Raw genomic sequence first — 20310 nt, 5'->3', positions numbered from 1 at the left:
CTCTCCCATCTGAATTGCGCTGCCATATATCGGCGACGCCGAGGCGAAAGCAAGATCGAGCGCCGACCGCCTGAAGAGAGTTGATTCCATCATCAGATAATGTATTTCTCTTATAGTAGAATCATGGATCGGACGATGGAACAGGAACTCGAACTGGCAATCGGCATCCGTATCCGCACGCTGCGGCTGGACAAAGGATTGACCCTCGACGATCTCGCCACCGCCTCCGGGGTCAGCCGGGCGATGATCTCGCGTATCGAACGGGCGGAGGCGAGCCCCACCGCCTCGCTGCTGGCACGGATCTGTGCTGCGCTCGGCCTGTCGCTGTCGGCCTTCTTCGCGGAGGAGGGGGAGCAGGCCTCGCCGCTGGCCCGCCGTCAGGAGCAGCAGGTCTGGCGCGATCCGGAGACCGGTTATCTCAGGCGTTCGGTCTCGGCGCCCGGTACGGCTTCCGACGTCGATATCGTCGAGGTCGAATTTCCCCCTGGCGCCCGCGTCAGCTTTCCCCCGCATGCGGCATCACATGGCATGACGCAGCATATCTGGCTGTTCGACGGCGAGCTGGAGATGACGGCGGGCGAGGCGGTCTACCGGCTGCGCCCCGGCGATTGCCTCTTCATGCCGGTCGGCGAAGGCCATGTCTTCCACAATCCCGGCAACGCGCCGGCGCGCTATTGCGTCGTGCTCGATCGCGGCGGCCGCTAACAGCTTCAGTTCAGGAGAAGACCATGCCCGATATTCGTATCCTTTCCGCCGATGAGGCGCGCGCCGCCATTCCGGCGCTTGCGCGGGTGCTTGTTGATTGTGTTGCCGGCGGCGCCTCCGTCGGCTTCATGCAGCCCTATGGGCCTGACGAGGCCGAACTCTACTGGCGCGATGTCGCCGATGCCGTTGCTGCGGGCGGCAATCTGCTGCTGGTCGCCGAACTGGAGGGTCAGATTGTCGGCACGGTGCAGGTGGGGGCCGCGCAGATGCCGAACCAGCCGCATCGCGGCGATCTGAAGAAGCTCTTAGTGCATCGCTCCGCCCGCGGGCGTGGCCTCGCCCGGCGGCTGATGCAGGCCGCCGAGCACGAGGCGGCAAGGCGTGGCAAGACCCTGCTGGTGCTCGATACCGCAACCGGCAGCGATGCCGAGGCGATCTATCCCCGTCTGGGCTGGCAGCGCGTCGGCGTCATCCCCGATTATGCGCTGTGGCCGCAAGGCGGCTTCTGCGACACCACCCTGTTTTACAAGCGGCTCGCCTGATTGCGCCGGCTCCGCTCATCTTGGAAGGCTGAAGGCGGAAAGCGTCTCGCGCAGCCTGGCGCCCGCCGTCCATTGCGCCGCATGCCAGCCGAATTGCCGCGCCGCTTCGACATTCACCGCCATATCGTCGATGAAGGCGATCTCGCCGGGCAGGGCGCCGGCCCGCTCGGTCGCCAGCCGGAAAAAGTCGGGCGACGGTTTGCTGTGTCCGAGTGCCGCGGAATAGAGGATGTCGTCGAAATGGGCGCCAAGGCCGGCCTGTTCCATCAGGTAGCGCGCCCGCCGATGCTCCTGGTTGGTCGCCAGGAACAGCGTGACACCGGTTTGCCTGAGGGCGGCGAGTTCTTCCAGCAGAGCGAGATCAAGGCGGGAATCGTTTTCGAACCAATAGTCGATCAGCGTTGCGGCGCTGAGATGGGGCGCGATCTTTGCCAGCACTTCGGCAAGGCTGGGCTCCAACGCCGCGCGGCCGACAATGATATCTCCCCAGCAGGTCTGGAAGAATTCCTGCTGCAGCAGCGCGGGTCGCAGCCCGAGATCGCGATCGAGAAAAGTGAAATGCGGCAGGCCGTCGGTCGGCCGGCCATGAATGAGCACGCCGTCGACATCGACCATCAGCACTTTCATGCGGAAATTCCTCGTTCTCAAGACAGCGGCGAAGGTGGCGTTGTTGCTCTGGATGATCAAGAGGTCGCCGCGCCGCTTTTTTGTCGCGGCAACCCCGTGTAAATCTCGACCTTCAATCAAAGGCAGGATCTGAAATGCGTGTCATCTATTCCGAAGACCACAAGCTGCGCGATGCGAAGACCGAGCTCCATGCCGGCCAGCTGGTGACCCCCTTCGAGGCGCCGTTCCGGGCCGAATGGATCCTGGCGGCGGTCAAGGTGGCGGGCTTTGCCGATGTCGTCGCGCCCGATGCGCACGGGCTGGAAACGGCTGGAAAGGTGCATGATCCCGCCTATCTCGATTTTCTCGCCACGGTCTGGGACCGCTGGGTGGCGGCCGGGTTCGACGGTGAGGCGATCGCCAATTCCTTCCCGGTGCGCCGCACCAGCCAGCGCGTACCCGACAATATCGTCGGCGCGATCGGCCATTATGCCAATGCCGCCGACACCTCGATCACCAAAGGCTCCTATGAGGCGGCGATCGCCTCGATGCGCTGCGCGGTGACGGGCGCCGACTGGCTGGGAGAGGGCAATCGTTTCGCCTTCGCGCTCTGCCGCCCGCCCGGCCACCATGCCGGCATCGATCTTTTCGGCGGTTATTGCTTCATCAACAATTCGGGTGTGGCGGCGCAGCGGCTGCTCGATCGCGGTGCGAAAAAGGTCGCCGTGCTCGATGTCGATTTCCACCATGGCAACGGCACCCAGGATCTCTTCTATCACAGAGGCGATGTCTTCACCGCCTCGCTGCACGGCGATCCCATGCAGGCCTTTCCCTATTTCCTCGGCCATGCCGACGAGGAAGGCGAGGGGGCGGGGGTGGGCGCCAACCGCAATTATCCGATGCCGCCGGGCACACCCTGGGAGATCTGGTCTTCGGCCCTTGCCGATGCGCTTGCCCGTATCAAGGCCTTCGGCGCCGAGGCGATCGTCGTGGCGCTCGGCGTCGATACTTTCGAGCGCGATCCGATCTCCTTCTTCAGCCTCACCTCCGACGATTTCACCCGCATGGGGGCGATGATCGCTTCTGCCGGCCTGCCGGTGCTCGTCTGCATGGAGGGCGGCTACGGCGTGCCGGAAATCGGCCTCAACGTTGCCAATGTGCTCAAAGGTCTGGAAGCCTGATTGCTTGATATGACCGACGAGACCGTTCCGTCCGATATCCCGACACCCCGCATGCTGAGCTGGGCGCGCAACTCCGCCATCTACCGCCTGGAGCGGCGGATGATGACGGAAAAGCAGCTCTTTGACGCCATCACCCGCAAGGCCAAGGAGAAGTTCGAGGATATCGGCGCGGGCCAGCTCAAGGCGGTTGCCGATTTCGCCGTCAAATTTGCCTATGACAACAAGGTGCTCGATGATGGCGCCTATGCCGAGATCAGCACGCGCTCTGCCGTGCGCGGCGGCAAATCGAAGCGTGCGATCGCCCAGAAACTGACCGCCAAGGGTGTCTCCGGCGACAAGGTCGAGGCGGCACTCGAGGCGGCGGATGATCTCTATGCTGCGGCGATATTCGCCCGCAAGCGCGCCTTCGGCCCGTTCCGCCGGGTCGAGCTTGACGACAAGCGGAAGGCCAAGGAACTCTCCGCCTTCGCCCGCAATGGCTTCAGCTTCGAGATCGGCAAGAAGGTCTTCGACATGAGCTTCGAAGAGGCTGAAGAGGTGATCCTCGCAGGCCGCCTCTGATGCATCAGGCCTTTTGCTGCCTGGATCAGAAGTTTGAATTTGTCGGTTGCAAATGACCTTCGTATGAAGAGCCCGCAATCGGAGGCGGACATGGAAGACAGAACCAACGACAGTGCCGGCGTGCTGGCAATCGAAGGACCTGCAACATCCGGCGGCCTGGCGGCCGGCGGGCTGATGTGCCTGCTGTCCATGTCCTCAATCCAGTTCGGCGCCGCACTTTCCTCCTCCGCCATCGCCACCTATGGGCCAGCCGGCGCCAGCTGGCTGCGCCTTGCCTTTGCCGCCCTCATCCTGGCCGTCGCCGTCCGTCCGCGCATATTCAGCTATAGCAAAGAGCAATGGATCAGCGCTCTGGTTCTCGGCATGACGACGGCGCTGATGACCATGAGTTTCTTCGCGGCGATCGAGCGCATCCCCCTCGGTCTCGCCGTGGCGATCGATTTTCTCGGCCCGCTTTCGGTCGCGACCATCGGCTACGGCCTCAGCCGGCGTCTGGTCTGGCCGTTGATTGCCGCGCTCGGCGTTCTGGCTCTTGCCCATGATGGTGAAGGCTGGGTTGGGAATATACCGGGCATTCTCTTCGCCTGCGGCGCGGGAACCGGTTGGGCGATCTATATCGTGCTCACCAAGAAGATCGGCGCAAGCTTCAAGGGGCTGGAAGGGCTTTCCATGTCGCTGATGGTTGCCGCTGTCGTCGCGACACCTTTCGGCTTCGCCGGCGCCGCGCCGGCGCTCGACAGCTACGGCCTGATCGAAATGGCGGGCCTCGCCGTTCTCGTGCCGCTGCTACCGTACACCCTGGAGCTGATTGCCCTGCGGCGCATGCCGACAACTTCCTTCGGCATCCTGATGAGCCTCGAGCCGGCCATTGCGGCTCTTGCTGGCTTTGCCATTCTGACGCAGCCAATGACCCTTCTGCAGATGGCCGGAACGGCTCTGGTCGTCGCCGCAAGCGCCGGCGCCACCTTTTCCGCAAAGCAGTAAGGGATCAGCCCGTCTTTCTTGTCGGGTCGTCGAGGGCGGGATTGTAGAACAGCGACAGCGTCAGGCTTTTGGCGATCCGCTCGGCCGTCGCCATGAACCAGGTCTTTGCCTCCGGCGTTGGCGCGATATCGTCGAGTGTTGCGGCAAACAGCGACAGCCACTTCGGAAAGAGATCCGGCCTCAGGTTCTGGACACCTGCATGCGCCTGCACCGGCTTGCCGCCATAGGCGCCGCTGCGGAAGGCGACCGCCGACCAGAAGCTCTTCATCTTCTCCATATGCGCCGGCCAGCGGCCGGAAAGCCTGGCGTCGAACACCGGGCCGAGATCGGGATCCGCAAGCACTCTGGTGTAGAAGGTCTCGACCAGCCTGCCGATAAAGGCGTCGTCGACGCCCATCTCCCGCATCTCTGTCTCCGCCCTTTCGCGGATCGCCGCGATATGGGCAGGGCGACCCTGAATTTCATTGTCCATTGCAAAACCCCGGCGCCGCGTGATGCGGCGCTCTGTCATATAGGTGTTTAACACAGCGAGCCAAAGTCATCGGTGCCCGCTTGCGGCATTCTGTCAGCCCAGGCGCTTCAATCACTTCCCGCGCCCTTGACCGTTATCGCCTCCTTCTTTAGATTTAGAATAATTCTAAATTTGGAGAGTGTCATGCTGGCGCGGTTTTTCAGATCCTCGAAACGATCTTTCGAATCGCTGTCCGAGCAGGAGATTCTCGCCCTCGCGATCGCCTCCGAGGAAGACGATGCCCGCATCTATCTCGCCTATGCCGACAGGTTGCGAAGTGAATTTCCGGCCTCGGCCAAAGTCTTCGAGGATATGGCCGAAGTCGAGGACACGCATCGCAAGTCGTTGTTCGAAATCCATCGCCAGCGTTTCGGCGAGCGCATCCCGCTGATCCGGCGTGAGCATGTCGAGGGCTTCTACGAACGCAAACCCGACTGGCTCAGGGCAAATCTGACCCTGGATGCGATGCGCCGGGAAACCGAGGCGATGGAGGAGCAGGCCTATCGTTTCTATGTCGAGGCGGCAAAACGCACCTCGGATGCCTCGACGCGCGAGCTTCTCGGCGATCTCGCGCTTGCCGAACAAGGGCATGAGGATATCGCCCGCATGCTGGGCGACAAACATACGCCTGAAGACGTCAAGCATGACGAGGACGCGACGGTGCATCGGCAATTCGTGCTGACCTATGTGCAGCCCGGTCTTGCCGGGCTGATGGACGGCTCGGTCTCGACGCTGGCGCCGATCTTCGCCGCCGCTTTCGCCACGCAGGATACGTGGCAGACCTTCCTTGTCGGCCTGTCCGCCTCCGTCGGCGCCGGCATCTCGATGGGCTTCACTGAAGCCGCCCATGACGACGGCAAGATCTCCGGCAGGGGCTCGCCGGTCAAACGCGGCCTTGCCTGCGGCATCATGACGGCGCTCGGCGGCCTCGGCCACACGCTGCCTTATCTGATCCCGCACTTCTGGACGGCGACGATCACCGCCGCGATCATCGTCTTCTTCGAACTCTGGGCAATCGCCTTCATCCAGAACCGTTACATGGAAACCCCCTTCCTGCGCGCCGCCTTCCAGGTGGTCCTCGGCGGCGGCCTGGTGCTCGGCGCCGGGATTTTGATTGGGAATGGGTGAGCTGCGGTCGGGCGTAGCCCGAGCAATCGATCCGGTGAATCGATTGCAGCGACGAACGCCCGGAGCCATGCGGAGGGCCGGGAGACGGTGCCGCGAACGCAACCCACTGACAGTGCCGCAAACTCCACGATGATTTCATATCACCCGCGGCAGGCACAACAATCAGCCCTCATCGTGAGGCGCCCCGCAGGGGCCCCGAAGGAGGAGTGCGGGTGGCTGCGGTGGCCAGCCCGTCCTTCGAGGCGCCGCGCCCCAGGATGAGGCCGGAGAGAGGGCGCGTCGGTATCGTTGCGCTTCGCTTGCGCTGCGTGCATTCGCTCCTATCGTCGCTCACCCCCTCATCTGCCTGCCGGCATCTTCTCCCCGCTGGGGAGAAGGACTCGTGGCAGCGTCTCAATCCTCTTGAGACCTTTGATGCAGGAATGATGACCGTGCGTCTTGCCCCCTTCTCCCCAGCGGGGAGAAGATGCCCGTCAGGGCAGATGGGGGGGGTGAGGAGCGTCAGCGACGAACACCTTGAGCGGAAGCGAAAGGTAGCAGTGCACGCGTCCATCCCCAAAAAGCAAAAGGCCGGCTTTCGCCGGCCTTTTTTCCCCACATCCCCCGGAAATCCTTACCGCAGTGCGCCGACCAGAACGTCGCGGCCGTTTTCGATGGTGACCCAGCGGCCGGCATTGTAGCTCGACTGGCGCTTGACGAAGGAATAGGGCGTCCCAAACCACGGCTTGACGTCGGAGGCGAGGTTGTCGAGCACGAAGTCGCCCTCGGCGGTGCGCAGCGTCAGCACGGCATGGCCTTCGCCATCCGGCTTGCGTACGACGGTCATCAGCAGATCGGCGGCCGAAAAGCCGCGCTGGATCAGCATGCGGCGCTTCAGGAGTGCGAAATCCTCGCAGTCGCCGGCAGTGGTCGGATAGGCCCAGACCTCATCCTTGCCGTAAATTTCCTTGTCGGTCATCGGTGTGATCGTGCGGTTGACCGTGGCGTTGACCGAACGCACCAGCGACCACTTTGCCGGCGTCATCTCGACCGGGCCGGAATTGCGGTTTGCCCCGCATTCGCTGCGGTGGATCTGACAGAAATCATAGTGGCCGATCGGCTGGGATGTGGCATTGCCCGTTACCATTGAAGCATTTCTGCTGGGGGCCGGTATGGCGGCCGTCGCCATCGCAAACATGGCCATCATGGCCACAAAAATACCCTTCATCCGCACGCCCGATCTTCCTCGTATCGCCCCTCATTTATTAACAAAGTGTTAATGGAGAGGGCCGAGAAGAGTCAATCGTTACTTCTTGGGAGCGCCTTGCGACTCGCCGACATGGTTAAAATGCAACGGGTTGGGCGCTCGCGTCGGGCGAATTTCTTGGCCGGTGCCGTTTAAACGGGCATCTGCCTGCTCGTTGATGAACGGATGATGCCTTTGACGGCGGCAAGCAGAAGCGCGATATCGCCTGGGCGGGAAAGGCGGTGGTCGCCGTCGCGGACAAAGGTCAGCACCACGTCGTCGGCGGGAAGATGCTCCATGAGTTTCATCGCATGCGCATGCGGCACGTCGGCGTCTTTCATGCCCTGGAGGATATGCACCGGGCAGCCGGTTTCGATGATGCCGTCAAGCACCCGGTTGTCGCGGCCGTCCTCGATCAGCGCCCTGGTATAGATGTTCGGCTCGGGGCTATATTGCGACCGTTCTTCGAAATAGCCGCGCTCGGCAAGCGACTTGCGCTCCCTGGCCTTGAGGTTCGGCTCGATCAGTTCGGAGGTGAAATCGGGGGCCGGCGCAATCAGCACCATTCCTTCGAGCTTCGGGCCGTCCCGCCGTTGGAGCTCCTGCGCCAGCCTGAGCGCGATCCAGCCGCCCATCGACGAGCCGACCAGGATCACCCGTTCGGGGGCGACATGACGGATGACGGCCAGCGCCTCCTCCAGCCAGCGTGAGATCGTGCCGTCGCTGAAGCTGCCGCCGGAAACTCCGTGGCCGGAATAGTCGAGACGAATGCAGGCAAGCCCGAGTTCCGCCGCCAGCCCGTCGAGTTCCACGGCCTTGGTGCCGCTCATATCGGAGCGATAGCCGGATAACCAGACGAGTGCCGGTGCGTCGCTGCCGGCTTGCGCCGGGCGGACGATGATAGCGATATCACGCGCCGCCTCACCTTCGCCGACCGTTAGGAACTGCGGCTGGGCATTCAGCATCTGATCGGACATCGGCGAAACTCCTGTTATTTTGGCCTATAAAACAGATTCTTGGCAGGCTGACAGCGGGTGATTTTTCCGCTAAAGGATGATATTGACTCCGTTGCAGCGATGACGCGACACGTTTGTGCACCCCGATATGGGAGCGCGAGGCTGCAACATTCCGAAACAACGCGAGGAGAATACGACCATTCGCAGACCTTTTAAAACCGACGCGCCCGTGAAGGACGGACCGCGCTCGAACCGTGAAATCCGCATTCCCAAAGTTCAGCTGATCGGGGCTGACGGCGAGAATATGGGCGTCGTGCCTACCGACCAGGCCTTGAGAATGGCTGAGGAAGCCGGCCTCGATCTCGTCGAAATTTCCCCGAATGTCGAACCGCCTGTGTGCAAGATCCTCGATCTGGGCAAGCTGAAATATGCCAACCAGAAGAAGGCTGCCGAGGCGCGCAAGAAGCAGAAGATCGTCGAAGTCAAAGAAATCAAGATGCGCCCCAATATCGACACCCATGATTATGAGGTGAAGATGAAGGCGATGGGTCGCTTCTTCGACGAAGGCGACAAGGTCAAGGTGACGCTGAAGTTCCGCGGCCGTGAAATGGCCCACCAGGAACTCGGCATGAAACTGCTGCAGCAGGTCAAGGCCGATACGACCGAGTTCGCCAAGGTCGAAGCCGAGCCCAAGCTCGAAGGCCGCCAGATGATGATGGTGCTGGCGCCGAAGTAAGCGCCAGGCACTTTTTCGCCCCAAGGCCGTCCGCAAGGGCGGCTTTTGTGCTTTCGGCCCCGGGACTTTCCGCCTGTGCGAAGATTCCTCCGCGGCCCCGTTGCACTTTCAGGACGCTGCGGTTATAAGCGCGCGTCCGAACTGACCGGCAGGGCATGCCGTGGCAGTTTCGAATGCTTGCGGAACGGTTCGTCACTGAAGCCGCAGATCAACAACAAACGCTCCCGCACCTGGTTGCGACGGCCGGAGAACCGGACTTCGCGAGAAGGGCTTTTTTGATGAAGCGCGCAGGGAGGACAGAAGGAGTAGCAAAATGCCCAAGATGAAGACGAAGTCCTCTGCCAAGAAGCGGTTCAAGATCACCGCAACCGGCAAGGTCAAGGCTGCCGCTGCCGGCAAACGCCATGGCATGATCAAGCGTACCAACAAGTTCATTCGCGATGCACGTGGCACCATGGTTCTCGCAGAACCGGATGGCCGCAAGGTTATCAAGAATTACCTGCCGAACGGTCTCTGAGACTCGTCCGCGAACGCTAGATTTAAGGAGATCATGATATGGCACGTGTAAAAAGAGGCGTTACCGCCCACGCCAAGCATAAGAAGGTTCTGAAGGCCGCCAAGGGCTTTTACGGCCGCCGCAAGAACACCATCCGCACCGCCAAGGCTGCTGTTGATCGTTCGAAGCAGTACGCTTACCGCGACCGCAAGGTCAACAAGCGCAACTTCCGTGCGCTCTGGATCCAGCGCATCAACGCCGCTGTCCGCGAATTCGGCCTGACCTACGGCCGCTTCATCGACGGCCTGAACAAGGCCGGCATCGAAGTCGACCGCAAGGTTCTCTCCGATATGGCGATCCACGAGCCGGAGGCATTCGGCGCGCTCGTCAAGGCTGCCAAGAAGGCTCTTGAGTACCTCAAGGAAGCCGGTACGGCCAACGAGTTTGAAGGCGCGGTCAAGTAACCAGCGCTTCCCAAGCTTGACGCTTTTTTGAATTTTGGGAAACCCGCGCTGGTTTGGGCTAGCGCGGGTTTTTCTTTCTTTATATTCCTTGCGCCGGCCTCTCCGGCCTGCCTTTCGAACGCCGCCTGATCTGGACGGAAAGAAGACAATGTCAGATATCGACCAGCTTAAATCCTCTTTGCTTGCCGAAATTGCCGCCGCTGGTGATGAGCCCGCGCTCGAAGCCGTGCGCGTGTCCGCCCTCGGCAAGAAGGGCTCGGTCTCCGAACTCCTGAAGACGCTTGGCGCCATGACGCCGGAAGAGCGCCAGACCCGGGGTGCAGCGATCAACGCCCTGAAGAACGCGGTGACGGATGCCATTGCTGAACGCAAGTCGGTGCTGAAAATGGCGGCGGTCAATGCGCGGCTGAAGGCGGAGACGGTCGATGTCAGCCTGCCGGTGCGCTCTTCGCCCGCCGAGCGCGGCCGCATCCATCCGATCAGCCAGATCGTCGACGAGATCACCGCGATCTTCGCCGACATGGGCTTCTCGATCGCCGAAGGTCCCGACATCGAGACCGATTATTACAATTTCACTGCGCTGAATTTCCCCGAAGGCCACCCGGCCCGCGAGATGCACGACACCTTCTTCTTCAACCCGGATGAGAATGGTGAGCGCAAGGTGCTGCGCACCCATACCTCGCCGGTGCAGGTGCGCACCATGGAAGCGCAGAAGCCGCCGATCCGCATCATCATTCCCGGCAAGACCTATCGCCAGGACAGCGACGCCACGCATTCGCCGATGTTCCATCAGGTCGAGGGCCTGGTCATCGACAAGAAGGCCAATGTCGCCAACATCCGCTGGGTGCTCGAGGAGTTCTGCAAGACCTTCTTCGAGGTCGACAGCGTGACGATGCGTTTCCGCCCGTCCTTCTTCCCTTTCACCGAGCCCTCTTTCGAGGTCGATATCCAGTGCGACCGCTCCGGCCCGATCGTCAAGTTCGGCGAAGGCACGGACTGGATGGAAATCCTCGGCTGCGGCATGGTCCATCCGAACGTGCTGCGTTACGGCGGGCTCGATCCGGACGAATACCAGGGTTTTGCCTGGGGCATGGGCCTCGACCGCATCGCCATGCTGAAATACGGCATGCCCGACCTGCGCGACTTCTTCAACGCCGACGTCCGCTGGATGACGCATTACGGCTTCCGCCCGCTCGACATGCCGACGCTGTTCGGCGGCCTCAGCGCTTGAACGGAGAATTGGGACGATGAAATTCACGCTCTCCTGGCTGAAAGAGCATCTGGAAACGGATGCCGGCCTCGATGAAATCTGCACACGCCTCACCGAGATCGGTCTGGAGGTCGAGGATGTCGACGACAAGGCGGCGTTCAAGCCCTTCGTCATCGCCAAAGTTGTCTCGGCGGAAAAACATCCCCAGGCCGACCGCCTGAAGGTGCTGATGGTCGACACTGGCGCCGGCGCGCCGGTCCAGGTCGTCTGCGGTGCGCCGAATGCCCGCGCCGGCCTCGTCGGCGCCTTCGCGGCACCCGGAACCTATGTTCCAGGCATCGATGTGACGCTTGCCGTCGGCAATATCCGCGGCGTCGAAAGCCATGGCATGATGTGCTCCGAAAAGGAGCTGCAGATCTCCGACAGCCACGACGGCATCATCGATCTGCCTCAGGATGCGCCGGTCGGAAAAAGTTATGCGGCCTATGCGCATCTGGACGACCCGGTCATCGAAATCAACCTGACGCCGAACCGGCCGGACTGCACCTCGATCCACGGCATCGCCCGCGATCTCGCCGCTTCCGGCCTCGGCACGCTGAAGACGCGACCCGCGCCGTCCTTTGCCGTCGAAGGCGAGACGCCGGTGAAGCTGACGCTCGATCTCGACGATGCCAAGCTCTGCCCGGGCTTTGCGCTGCGCCTGGTGCGCGGCGTCAAAAACGGCCCAAGCCCACGCTGGATGCAGCAGCGGCTCACCGCCATCGGCCTGCGTCCGATCAATGCGCTGGTCGATATCACCAATTACATGACCTTCGACCAGGGCCGGCCGATGCACGTCTTCGACGCTGCCAAGGTCAAGGGCAGCCTCACCGTCCGCCGCGCCGCCGAAGGTGAAACCGTGCTGGCGCTCGACCAACGCGAGTATAAGCTCGGCCCGAACAATGTCGTCATCTCCGATGAAGACGGCATCGAATCGATCGGCGGCATCATGGGCGGCGAACATTCCGGCTGCGACGAGAAAACCGTCGACGTGCTGATCGAATCGGCCCTCTGGGATCCGATGAACATCGCCAAATCAGGCCGCAGCCTCGGCATCATCACCGATGCCCGCTACCGCTTCGAACGCGGCGTCGATCCGGATTATATGGTTCCCGGTCTCGAACGCACGACGGAACTGGTGCTGGAACTCTGCGGCGGCACGGCCGCCAGAGCCGAGATCGTTGGCTACAAGGGTTACGAATCGAAGATCGTCGATTTCCCCTATTCCGAAGTCAAGCGCCTGACGGGCCTCGACGTCTCGGATGAGGAAAGCAACAGCATTCTGACCCGCCTCGGCTTCACGGTCTCCGGTTCCGGCGAGCGTGTCTCGGTCGCCGTTCCTTCCTGGCGTCCGGATGTCGACGGCAAGGCCGATCTCGTCGAGGAGGTCATGCGCATCCATGGCGTCGACAATATCAAGCCGGCGCCGCTCGAAAGCCACGCTGTCGTCAACGGCAAGATCCTGACGACGCTGCAGATCCGCACTCGCCTCGCCAAGCGGGCGCTTGCTTCGCGCGGCATGCTCGAAGCCGTCACCTGGTCCTTCATTCCGGAAGATCAGGCCAAGCTCTTCGGCGGCGGTTCACCCGCCCTCAAGCTTGCCAATCCGATCGCCGCCGAAATGTCGGATATGCGCCCCTCGCTGCTGCCGGGCTTGTTGACCGCGGCCCAGCGCAATGCCGACAAGGGCTATGCCGACGTCGCCCTCTTCGAGGTCTCCGGCACCTATGAGAACGACCGGCCGGATGGCCAGCGCCGCGTTGCCGGCGGCATCCGCCGCGGCACGGCCTCGCTTGCCGGCGCTGGCCGCGCCTGGTCGAACGCCGCCAAGGGCGGCGGAAAGCCGGTCGACGTCTTCGACGCCAAAGCCGATGCGCTCGCCGTCATCGAAGCCTGCGGCCTGCCGATGGGCAATATCCAGATCGAGCAGGGCGGGCCGGAATGGTATCATCCCGGCCGCTCCGGCACGATCAAGATGGGGCCGAAGGTCATACTCGGCTATTTCGGTGAGTTCCATCCGCTGACGCTTGAGGCGCTCGATGTCTCCGGCGCGCTCTGCGGTTTCGAGGTCTATCTCGATGCCATGGCCGAGCCGAAGAAGAAGGCGACCCGCACCAAGCCGGCGCTCGATCTTTCGCCTTTCCAGGCGGTCAAGCGCGACTTCGCCTTCGTAGTCGACAAGACGGTGGAAGCGGGCGCCATCATGAAGGCTGCGACAAGCGCCGACCGCAAGCTGGTCACCGGCGTCAATGTTTTCGACATCTTCGAAGGCGCTTCCGTCGGCGAGGGCAAGAAGTCGGTGGCGATCGAGGTCCAGATCCAGCCGGCCGAGCGCACGCTGACGGATGAGGACTTCGAGGCGCTGACGCAGAAGATCGTCGCCAGCGTGACAAAATTCACCGGCGGCGTTCTCAGAAGCTGATCGCGTTGGCCTTCACCAAAAACAACGGACCGGCTGCCAAGGCGGCCGGTCTTTTCACGTGTGAAGATGGTAGAGTTTGCTGACGATCGTCCAGCGGCCGTCGATCTTCAGCAGTGAGAGATAGTCGGTGAAACGCATTCCGGCGAAATCGTCGGTGACCTTGACGCTCGCCGCATCGCCCTCGACATCGACGTTCTGGATATCCATGAAGGGCTGCGTGCCGGGCGGGGCCGGCTCCTCCGCCAGGATGGCGGCGATGAATTCGTCCCGCGTCAGCCATTCGACGGCATTCTGGTAATAGCCGATGATCGAGCTTTTCGGGTGAAAGGCCTTTTTCAAGGCTGCCTCATTGGCGAAGGCCATGCCTTCGACATAGAGATGAACCGTCTGTTCGACTGCCTGCCTGTCCGACATGTTTTCATCCCGTTTTCCGAGATGGCTTTAGATAGTTTCGCCGGCCGCGAAGGCAAGCCCGGCCGGTTGTATCAGGCCGGGCTTTTGTCGCTTACAGGTTCGTCATTGCAAGCGAGGCGTCCGAATAGCGTTTTCCCGCCACCTGCGCGGCCGGGATCGCCTCGTCGAGCTGCTCGAGTTCGGCCACGCTGAGCACGATATCGGCAGCGGCGGCGTTCTGCTCGAGATGGTGAAGCTTGCGGGCGCCGGGGATCGGCACGATGTCGTCGCCCTGGTTCAGCACCCAGGCGAGCGCCAGCTGCGCGGCCGTCACGCCCTTCTCGGCGGCAAGCTGTTCGAGCGTGGCGACGAGGGCGGCGTTGGCGTCGAAATTCTCCGCCTGGAAGCGCGGTACCTGCCGGCGGAAATCGTCGGCGGCAAGATCGTCGGCCTTGCGGATCGCCCCCGTCAGGAAACCGCGGCCAAGCGGACTGTAGGGCACGAAACCGATGCCGAGCTCGCGGCAGGTGGCGAGCACATCCTCTTCGGGGTCGCGCGTCCAGAGCGAATATTCGCTCTGGAGTGCGGCGATCGGATGCACCGCATGGGCGCGGCGGATGGTGGCGCTGCCGGCTTCCGAGAGGCCGAGGGCGCGGACCTTGCCCTCCCTCACCAGCTCGGCCATGACGCCGACCGTCTCCTCGATCGGCACATCGGGATCGACGCGGTGCTGGTAGAACAGGTCGATGGTCTCGATCCCAAGCCGCTTCAGCGAGGCCTCGGCGACCTGCCGCACATGCTCGGGACGGCTGTCGACGCCGGCGATGGCGGCAGCACCTGTCTTGTTCGTATCGATCTTGAAGCCGAATTTGGTGGCGATCACCACGTGGTCGCGGAATGGTTTCAGCGCCTTTCCGAGAAGGGTCTCATTGGTAAAGGGGCCATAGACTTCGGCGGTGTCGAAAAAGGTGACGCCGAGTTCGACGGCGCGATTGAGCGTCCTCATTGATTCCGCTTCGTCGCTGGTGCCATAGGCAAAGCTCATGCCCATGCAGCCGAGGCCGACGGCTGAGACGGTCAGATCGTTTCCGAGTTTCCGGGTTTTCATCATGTGCTCCGTTTCTGAGCTGGGAACCGCTCTATGCGGCACGGGCAGACTATATCCCTGCGTCATCGGTCAGAAAATACATGCAGTTTCTAACGGCTTGTTCTATTATTTCGATCAATGAACAGAACACAGCTCTCGCAACTCGCCGTTCTCGCCGCCGTTTCGGAGCATCGCAGCTTCCGCGCCGCAGCCAAGGAACTCCTCGTCGCGCCGTCAGCGATCAGTCATGCGATCTCGAGCCTGGAGGAAAGCCTGGGTGTCAGGCTTCTGGCGCGCACCACCCGCAGCGTCGCGCCGACGGAGGAGGGCCGCCTGCTTCTCCAGCGGCTGCGTCCGGCGCTTGAAGAGATCGATATTGCCCTGGAGGCCGTCCGCGATACCCGCGCCAAGCCCGCCGGCAATCTGCGGATCACCGCGCCGCGCTTCGCCTCCGATCTCCTGCTCGCCCCGCGCCTCGGCGACTTTCTCAACCTCTATCCCGATATCACCCTGGAGATCGCCAATGAGGACGGCTTCACCGATATCGTCAAGGAGGGTTTCGATGCCGGCATAAGGCTCGAGGAGAGCCTGGAAGCCGATATGATCGCGGTCAAGGTCTCGCCCGATCTGACGACTGTCATCGCCGCGTCGCCCGAATATTTCGAGCGTTATCCAAAGCCTGGACACCCGCGCGATCTCGTCCATCACCGCTGCATCAAACGGCGCTTCACCAACGGCTCCATCTATCGCTGGGAATTCGAAAAGGACGGGCAGGAATTGGTCGTTGCAGTCGATGGGCCGCTGATTGTCAGCGAGGACCGGCTGGCCCTGCTTGCGGCGCTGAATGGCGCCGGCCTTGCCTATCTCTTCGATATGCGGGTGGATGCCGAGCTGGCGAGCGGCAAGCTGGTGCGGGTACTGGAGGACTGGTGCGCACCCTATTCCGGGCCGTTTCTCTATTACCCCACCCGGCGGCAGATGCGCCCGGCGCTGCGAGCCTTCATCGATTTCTTCAGATATGTCACTGCATAATACCTTGGATCGTCATCGATCTAAGGAATTACGCAGCAATTTCAAGTGTTACAGCGTCCTTTGCGCGCCTGATAGACGCGCGGCGCCGTAGAAGGATACGGGCGGCCGGCAACAGACCCGCCGCCCGTTCTGTTCATTCCGTCAGGCTGCCTTGGCCTTCTGGTTCGCCGCCGTGGTGGCGAGCTGCGAGAGGGTCTTGTCTGTCGCCGTTTCTTCCTGCAGCGTCTGGTCGAGCAGGCTGACGACATCCTTGAGGCCAAGCGTCGCAGCCCAGGTCTTCAGCGTGCCGTAACGGGCGATTTCATAATGCTCGACGGCCTGGGCCGCGGAAATCAGCCCGGCATCCAGCGCCGGCGTGCCCTTGAATTCCTCCATGATTTCCTCGCCCTCGGCGATAATGCCCTGGATCGCCTCGCAGGTCTTGCCCTGGGCGCGTTTGCCGATCTTCTCGAAAACCTGCTGCAGGCGCTCGACCTGGCCTTCGGTTTGCTCCAGGTGCTTCTGGAAACCCGCCTTCAGTTCCGAAGACTGCGCAGCGCGCGCCATCTTCGGCAGGGCGCGCAAAATCTGCCGTTCGGCAAAATAGATGTCCTTCAGCGTGTCGTAGAAGAGATCTTCCAACGTCTTTTCCTTGGCCATTTTCTCGATCCTTATTCTGGGAAAGGCCGCGAATGCGGCGACACACTAAGAAGCAAGGATTGCGCAAATTGTTCCCGACCGATTTCGGGTGGACTGGAAATCTGCTCCGGGCGATGATTCTGCCGTCGATGTGGAAGGAAGAGAACGTCATGCGCAAGCCGGGTTCGATGAAGGGGCTGGAGGATCTCGGCCGTGTGCGGCTGTCGCAGAACTTCTTCTTCCGCGATTTCCTGCATTCCGAAATTGCCGATTTCCACCGCATCCCCAATATTCCCGAGGATCCCGATCTGGCGATCGAGGCAGGCAGGAGGCTTTGCCAGGAATTGTTGGAGCCGCTGGAAGCGGCCTTCGGTCGTCTGCATATCCGTTCCGGCTATCGATCGCCTGATGTCAACAGGTTCGGCAACGACAACAATCTGAACTGCTCGACCAATGCTGCCACCGCAGCCCATCACATCTGGGACATGCGGGACTTCGACGGCTGCATGGGTGCTGCGGTCTGCATTGCCGTGCCATGGATGCTCGACCGCTACAGCGACGAAAGCGACTGGCAGCGTCTCGCCTGGTGGATCCACGATCATCTGCCTTATGCTTCGCTCTGCTTCTTCCCCAAGCTCTGGGCCTTCAATATCCAGTGGCACGAGCGGCCGAAACGGGTGATCCAGAGTTACGTCAGCCCGCGCGGCATCCTCACCAAGCCGGGCATGGCGAATTGGGAGGGAAAACATTCCGAATGGTACGAAGGTTTTCCTGCCCTCAGAAGCTGATGCGATAGCGGATATGGCCGTCGCTCTCGACATAGCTGTCATAGAGCGCCCGGGCCGTCTTGTTCTGCTCGCTCGTATGCCAATAGAGCCGCGACCAGCCCCTGGCTTTGCAGGTGGCGACGAGATCGTCCATCAGTGCCCGCCCGACGCCTTGGCCGCGTGCCTCGGGATCGACGAACAGATCTTCGAGATAGCAATCCCTGCCGCGGATCCAGCTGCCCTCATGGGTGAGATAGAGCGCAAAGCCCATGATCCTGCCGTCGACCTCGGCGACGCGCATGGCGATCGCCGACGCCGGATCGAAAACCCGGCGCCATGTCTGGTCGGTGATATCGGCATCGACCGTAACCTCGTAAAAGGCGAGATAATCAGCCCAGAGGTCGCGCCAGCGGGTTTCGTCTTCCAGGCGGGCATCGCGGATCGTCACGGTCATCGTCTCTTCTCTTTCAGCGGCCGGCTTCATCGAGCAGCGCCATCGCGTCATTGGAAAGGGCAAGTGTCGCCGATTTCGCCAGGCTTTCAAGCTGCGAAAGACTGGTGGCGCTGGCGATCGGCGCTGTCACGCCCTTCTTGCGCAAAAGCCAGGCGAGCGAAATTTCCGCGGGCTTGGCGCCGGTTTCAGCGGATACCCTGTCGAGTGCGGCAAGAATGCGCAGGCCTTTGTCATCGAGATATTGCAAGACGCGGCCCTCGCGGGCGCGGCCCTGCGTATCGGCCTTGCTGCGGTATTTGCCGGTGAGGAAGCCGGCGGCGAGGCTGAAATAGGTGATGACGCCGATATCTTCCTTGATGCAAAGCTCGGCGAGCGGCCCCTCGCAGCTTGAGCGCTCATAGAGGTTATATTCCGGCTGTACCACATCGTAACGCGGCAGACCGGCCTTTTCGGCAGCGTCGAAGGAAGCCTGCAGCAGCGCTGCATCATAATTCGAGCAGCCGATGGCGCGGATCTTGCCTTGCTGCTTCAGCTTGGCATAGGCGCCGAGCGTTTCCTCGTGCGGCGTATCGGCATCCGGCCAATGCGAGAGATAGAGGTCGATATAATCGGTCTGCAGTCGACTGAGCGAATCCTCGACCGCCTTGAGGACATAACTCTCCTTCAGCGTCTTGCCCTGTCCCATGTCCGAGCCGACCTTGGTGACGATCACGGCCTTATCGCGGGAGACGCTTGCCTGTTTCAGCCAGCGCCCGATGATCTCCTCGGAATCGCCGCCCTTATTGCCCGGAACCCAGGCGGAATAGACATCGGCCGTGTCGATCGTGTTCAGCCCCGCATCGAAGAAGGCGTCGAGAATGGCGAAGGATGTTTTCTCGTCGGCCGTCCAGCCGAAGACATTGCCGCCGATCACGATCGGCGCGACCGAAAGACCTGTTTTTCCAAGCCGGCGCATTTCCATGACGCTCTCCAAAATTCTGCAATGATTGAAATCGCGGATACGGCAGAACGCCGTCCCGCAGCATGATGCCGAAACGTGTAAGCGGTTTTCGGACGACATCATGCTCTGACGATTCGGAAGAACTTAGCGCATTGCGGGCATCCGGGAAGGCAAACTTCCGTGATTTCAGCCCGCGCCATTGCGCCGCAGCTGAGGCCTGAATATGGTTCGCGGAAATCTGTTTGGGAGGTTTGGATATGCTGCGCTTCGGTATCATTTCAACGGCGAAGATCGGCCGCGACAATGTCGTTCCCGCAATCCAGGACGCGGAAAATTGCGTCGTCACGGCGATTGCCAGCCGTGATCTTACACGTGCCAGGGAGATGGCCGACCGTTTCTCCGTGCCGCATGCCTTCGGCTCCTATGAGGAGATGCTGGCCTCCGATCTCATCGACGCGGTCTACATCCCGCTGCCGACCTCGCAGCATATCGAATGGTCGATCAAAGCAGCCGATGCCGGCAAGCACGTGCTCTGCGAGAAGCCCCTGGCGCTGAAGGCAGGCGATATCGACGAAGTGATCGCCGCCCGCGACCGCAACCGCGTGGTGGTCACCGAAGCCTACATGATCACCTATTCCCCGGTCTGGCGGAAGGTGCGCGCGCTGATCGACGAGGGTGCGATCGGTTCGCTCCGGCATGTGCAGGGCGCCTTCACCTATTTCAACCGCGATCCCGCCAACATGCGCAACGTTCCCGAGCTTGGCGGCGGCGGCCTTCCCGATATCGGCGTCTATCCCGTCATGGGCACGCGGTTTTCCACCGGCAAGGAACCGCTGCGGATCCAGGCGGTCACCGAGCGCGATCCCGAATTCGGCACGGATATCTATTCGAGCGTCAAAGCCGATTTCGGCGACTTCGAGCTGAGCTTCTATATCTCGACGCAGATGGCCAACCGCCAGGTCATGGTCTTCCACGGCACCGACGGTTACATCGAGGTCAAATCGCCGTTCAACGCCAATCGCTGGGGGCCTGAGGAGATCGAGCTTGCCGACCGCAGCCACAATGAATCGCGCATCTTCCGCTTCCAGGACAGCCGCCAGTACAAGCGTGAGGTCGAAGCCTTCGCCCGGGCGGTGAAGGACAACAAGGAAGAGCTCGTCACGCTGGAAAATTCGAAATTGAACCAGAAGGTGATCGACGCGATCTACCGGGCCAGCGAGAAGGACGGCTGGGAAGCCGTCTAGCGCATATTT

Annotated in this window: 23 protein-coding genes; 14 read left to right on the top strand and 9 right to left on the bottom strand. The window is 61.8% G+C overall.

All coding sequences use genetic code 11. The features are described from left to right. Positions 1–135: 135 nt before the first annotated feature. Both AF337_RS34840 and AF337_RS34835 read left to right on the top strand, forming a co-directional pair. Positions 136–705, top strand: coding sequence for a helix-turn-helix domain-containing protein (locus AF337_RS34840; RefSeq protein ID WP_049735659.1), 570 nt, complete (start codon positions 136–138; stop codon positions 703–705). Between the two features lie 23 nt (positions 706–728). Beyond that, the gene (locus AF337_RS34835; protein ID WP_049735658.1) at positions 729–1247 is read left to right on the top strand and encodes a GNAT family N-acetyltransferase; all 519 of its coding nucleotides are present in this window, start codon (positions 729–731) and stop codon (positions 1245–1247) included. Between the two features lie 15 nt (positions 1248–1262). Here the strand turns inward: AF337_RS34835 and AF337_RS34830 are convergent, their stop codons facing one another. Beyond that, the gene (locus AF337_RS34830; RefSeq protein ID WP_049735686.1) at positions 1263–1874 is read right to left on the bottom strand and encodes an HAD-IA family hydrolase; all 612 of its coding nucleotides are present in this window, start codon (positions 1872–1874) and stop codon (positions 1263–1265) included. Between the two features lie 134 nt (positions 1875–2008). Between AF337_RS34830 and AF337_RS34825 the strand changes: the two genes are divergently transcribed. The 3 genes from AF337_RS34825 (at position 2009) to AF337_RS34815 (ending at position 4579) form a co-directional block, all read left to right on the top strand. Beyond that, positions 2009–3034 carry a histone deacetylase family protein gene (locus AF337_RS34825; protein WP_049735657.1) on the top strand — a complete coding sequence of 342 codons (1026 nt, stop codon included), beginning with the start codon at positions 2009–2011 and terminating at the stop codon, positions 3032–3034. 9 nt (positions 3035–3043) lie between these two features. Next, the gene (recX, locus tag AF337_RS34820) at positions 3044–3595 is read left to right on the top strand and encodes a recombination regulator RecX (RefSeq protein ID WP_049735685.1); all 552 of its coding nucleotides are present in this window, start codon (positions 3044–3046) and stop codon (positions 3593–3595) included. 90 nt (positions 3596–3685) lie between these two features. Further along, a complete protein-coding gene (locus AF337_RS34815; RefSeq protein ID WP_049735684.1) occupies positions 3686–4579 on the top strand; it encodes an EamA family transporter in 894 nt (297 codons plus the stop codon). Positions 4580–4583: 4 nt separating this feature from the next. On the opposite strand, the gene AF337_RS34810 is transcribed toward AF337_RS34815, so the two are convergent. Further along, on the bottom strand, positions 4584–5051 hold the full coding sequence (locus tag AF337_RS34810; protein ID WP_049735683.1) for a group III truncated hemoglobin: 468 nt from the start codon (positions 5049–5051) through the stop codon (positions 4584–4586). Between the two features lie 183 nt (positions 5052–5234). Between AF337_RS34810 and mbfA the strand changes: the two genes are divergently transcribed. Continuing rightward, entirely contained in the window at positions 5235–6218 is a 984-nt protein-coding gene (gene mbfA / locus AF337_RS34805; RefSeq protein WP_049735656.1) for an iron exporter MbfA, read from the top strand. A gap of 613 nt (positions 6219–6831) precedes the next feature. Here the strand turns inward: mbfA and AF337_RS34800 are convergent. Both AF337_RS34800 and AF337_RS34795 read right to left on the bottom strand, forming a co-directional pair. After that, complete coding sequence (locus AF337_RS34800) at positions 6832–7431, bottom strand: transglutaminase-like cysteine peptidase (protein WP_049735655.1); 600 nt, start codon at positions 7429–7431, stop codon at positions 6832–6834. A 164-nt stretch (positions 7432–7595) separates the two neighbouring features. After that, positions 7596–8420 carry an alpha/beta hydrolase gene (locus AF337_RS34795; protein WP_049735654.1) on the bottom strand — a complete coding sequence of 275 codons (825 nt, stop codon included), beginning with the start codon at positions 8418–8420 and terminating at the stop codon, positions 7596–7598. A 178-nt stretch (positions 8421–8598) separates the two neighbouring features. Between AF337_RS34795 and infC the strand changes: the two genes are divergently transcribed. From infC to pheT, 5 genes are all read left to right on the top strand, one after another. Further along, the gene (gene infC, locus AF337_RS34790) at positions 8599–9135 is read left to right on the top strand and encodes a translation initiation factor IF-3 (protein WP_012559640.1); all 537 of its coding nucleotides are present in this window, start codon (positions 8599–8601) and stop codon (positions 9133–9135) included. Between the two features lie 313 nt (positions 9136–9448). Continuing rightward, positions 9449–9652: a 50S ribosomal protein L35 gene (gene rpmI / locus AF337_RS34785; RefSeq protein ID WP_003570998.1), complete on the top strand. Its 204-nt coding sequence runs from the start codon at positions 9449–9451 to the stop codon at positions 9650–9652. A gap of 38 nt (positions 9653–9690) precedes the next feature. Continuing rightward, positions 9691–10095, top strand: a complete 405-nt coding sequence (gene rplT, locus AF337_RS34780; protein WP_049735652.1) for a 50S ribosomal protein L20 — start codon at positions 9691–9693, stop codon at positions 10093–10095. A 148-nt stretch (positions 10096–10243) separates the two neighbouring features. Then, the gene (gene pheS, locus AF337_RS34775) at positions 10244–11326 is read left to right on the top strand and encodes a phenylalanine--tRNA ligase subunit alpha (protein WP_049735651.1); all 1083 of its coding nucleotides are present in this window, start codon (positions 10244–10246) and stop codon (positions 11324–11326) included. A gap of 16 nt (positions 11327–11342) precedes the next feature. Beyond that, entirely contained in the window at positions 11343–13766 is a 2424-nt protein-coding gene (pheT, locus tag AF337_RS34770) for a phenylalanine--tRNA ligase subunit beta (protein ID WP_049735650.1), read from the top strand. Positions 13767–13820: 54 nt separating this feature from the next. Here pheT and AF337_RS34765 read toward each other — a convergent pair whose 3' ends face one another. Together AF337_RS34765 and AF337_RS34760 are read right to left on the bottom strand one after the other, a co-directional pair. Beyond that, positions 13821–14180 (bottom strand): nuclear transport factor 2 family protein, encoded by a 360-nt coding sequence (locus AF337_RS34765; RefSeq protein WP_049735649.1) that lies wholly within the window; start codon positions 14178–14180, stop codon positions 13821–13823. Positions 14181–14271: 91 nt separating this feature from the next. Beyond that, on the bottom strand, positions 14272–15267 hold the full coding sequence (locus tag AF337_RS34760) for an aldo/keto reductase (RefSeq protein ID WP_049735648.1): 996 nt from the start codon (positions 15265–15267) through the stop codon (positions 14272–14274). A 117-nt stretch (positions 15268–15384) separates the two neighbouring features. On the opposite strand from AF337_RS34760, the gene AF337_RS34755 reads away from it, so the two are divergent. Next, positions 15385–16278, top strand: coding sequence for a LysR family transcriptional regulator (locus AF337_RS34755; protein WP_049735647.1), 894 nt, complete (start codon positions 15385–15387; stop codon positions 16276–16278). A 141-nt stretch (positions 16279–16419) separates the two neighbouring features. Here the strand turns inward: AF337_RS34755 and AF337_RS34750 are convergent, their stop codons facing one another. After that, complete coding sequence (locus AF337_RS34750) at positions 16420–16917, bottom strand: YciE/YciF ferroxidase family protein (RefSeq protein ID WP_049735646.1); 498 nt, start codon at positions 16915–16917, stop codon at positions 16420–16422. Positions 16918–17066: 149 nt separating this feature from the next. Here AF337_RS34750 and AF337_RS34745 point away from each other — a divergent pair, with 149 nt between their 5' ends. Continuing rightward, the gene (locus AF337_RS34745; protein WP_049735682.1) at positions 17067–17684 is read left to right on the top strand and encodes a hypothetical protein; all 618 of its coding nucleotides are present in this window, start codon (positions 17067–17069) and stop codon (positions 17682–17684) included. Here AF337_RS34745 and AF337_RS34740 read toward each other — a convergent pair. Both AF337_RS34740 and AF337_RS34735 read right to left on the bottom strand, forming a co-directional pair. Continuing rightward, on the bottom strand, positions 17674–18117 hold the full coding sequence (locus AF337_RS34740; RefSeq protein ID WP_049735681.1) for a GNAT family N-acetyltransferase: 444 nt from the start codon (positions 18115–18117) through the stop codon (positions 17674–17676). The genes AF337_RS34745 and AF337_RS34740 overlap by 11 nt on opposite strands. A 13-nt stretch (positions 18118–18130) precedes the next feature. Further along, positions 18131–19078 (bottom strand): aldo/keto reductase, encoded by a 948-nt coding sequence (locus tag AF337_RS34735; RefSeq protein WP_049735645.1) that lies wholly within the window; start codon positions 19076–19078, stop codon positions 18131–18133. A gap of 236 nt (positions 19079–19314) precedes the next feature. Between AF337_RS34735 and AF337_RS34730 the strand changes: the two genes are divergently transcribed. Further along, on the top strand, positions 19315–20301 hold the full coding sequence (locus AF337_RS34730) for a Gfo/Idh/MocA family protein (RefSeq protein ID WP_049735644.1): 987 nt from the start codon (positions 19315–19317) through the stop codon (positions 20299–20301). Positions 20302–20310: the final 9 nt, after the last annotated feature.

The sequence above is a fragment of the Rhizobium ecuadorense genome (genome assembly GCF_001187535.1).
Classification (GTDB): domain Bacteria; phylum Pseudomonadota; class Alphaproteobacteria; order Rhizobiales; family Rhizobiaceae; genus Rhizobium; species Rhizobium ecuadorense.
Note: the sequence above shows the minus strand (reverse complement) of the source record. Positions and strands in the feature narration are given on the sequence as shown.

Bases quoted from the DNA above. Each gene is read 5' to 3' on its own strand.
- AF337_RS34840 (WP_049735659.1), top strand. From the start codon at position 136: ATGGAACAGGAACTCGAACTGGCAATCGGCATCCGTATCCGCACGCTG.
- AF337_RS34835 (WP_049735658.1), top strand. From the start codon at position 729: ATGCCCGATATTCGTATCCTTTCCGCCGATGAGGCGCGCGCCGCCATT.
- AF337_RS34830 (WP_049735686.1), bottom strand. From the start codon at position 1,874: ATGAAAGTGCTGATGGTCGATGTCGACGGCGTGCTCATTCATGGCCGG.
- AF337_RS34825 (WP_049735657.1), top strand. From the start codon at position 2,009: ATGCGTGTCATCTATTCCGAAGACCACAAGCTGCGCGATGCGAAGACC.
- recX (WP_049735685.1), top strand. From the start codon at position 3,044: ATGACCGACGAGACCGTTCCGTCCGATATCCCGACACCCCGCATGCTG.
- AF337_RS34815 (WP_049735684.1), top strand. From the start codon at position 3,686: ATGGAAGACAGAACCAACGACAGTGCCGGCGTGCTGGCAATCGAAGGA.
- AF337_RS34810 (WP_049735683.1), bottom strand. From the start codon at position 5,051: ATGGACAATGAAATTCAGGGTCGCCCTGCCCATATCGCGGCGATCCGC.
- mbfA (WP_049735656.1), top strand. From the start codon at position 5,235: ATGCTGGCGCGGTTTTTCAGATCCTCGAAACGATCTTTCGAATCGCTG.
- AF337_RS34795 (WP_049735654.1), bottom strand. From the start codon at position 8,420: ATGTCCGATCAGATGCTGAATGCCCAGCCGCAGTTCCTAACGGTCGGC.
- rpmI (WP_003570998.1), top strand. From the start codon at position 9,449: ATGCCCAAGATGAAGACGAAGTCCTCTGCCAAGAAGCGGTTCAAGATC.
- rplT (WP_049735652.1), top strand. From the start codon at position 9,691: ATGGCACGTGTAAAAAGAGGCGTTACCGCCCACGCCAAGCATAAGAAG.
- pheS (WP_049735651.1), top strand. From the start codon at position 10,244: ATGTCAGATATCGACCAGCTTAAATCCTCTTTGCTTGCCGAAATTGCC.
- pheT (WP_049735650.1), top strand. From the start codon at position 11,343: ATGAAATTCACGCTCTCCTGGCTGAAAGAGCATCTGGAAACGGATGCC.
- AF337_RS34765 (WP_049735649.1), bottom strand. From the start codon at position 14,180: ATGTCGGACAGGCAGGCAGTCGAACAGACGGTTCATCTCTATGTCGAA.
- AF337_RS34760 (WP_049735648.1), bottom strand. From the start codon at position 15,267: ATGAAAACCCGGAAACTCGGAAACGATCTGACCGTCTCAGCCGTCGGC.
- AF337_RS34755 (WP_049735647.1), top strand. From the start codon at position 15,385: ATGAACAGAACACAGCTCTCGCAACTCGCCGTTCTCGCCGCCGTTTCG.
- AF337_RS34750 (WP_049735646.1), bottom strand. From the start codon at position 16,917: ATGGCCAAGGAAAAGACGTTGGAAGATCTCTTCTACGACACGCTGAAG.
- AF337_RS34745 (WP_049735682.1), top strand. From the start codon at position 17,067: ATGCGCAAGCCGGGTTCGATGAAGGGGCTGGAGGATCTCGGCCGTGTG.
- AF337_RS34740 (WP_049735681.1), bottom strand. From the start codon at position 18,117: ATGACCGTGACGATCCGCGATGCCCGCCTGGAAGACGAAACCCGCTGG.
- AF337_RS34735 (WP_049735645.1), bottom strand. From the start codon at position 19,078: ATGGAAATGCGCCGGCTTGGAAAAACAGGTCTTTCGGTCGCGCCGATC.
- AF337_RS34730 (WP_049735644.1), top strand. From the start codon at position 19,315: ATGCTGCGCTTCGGTATCATTTCAACGGCGAAGATCGGCCGCGACAAT.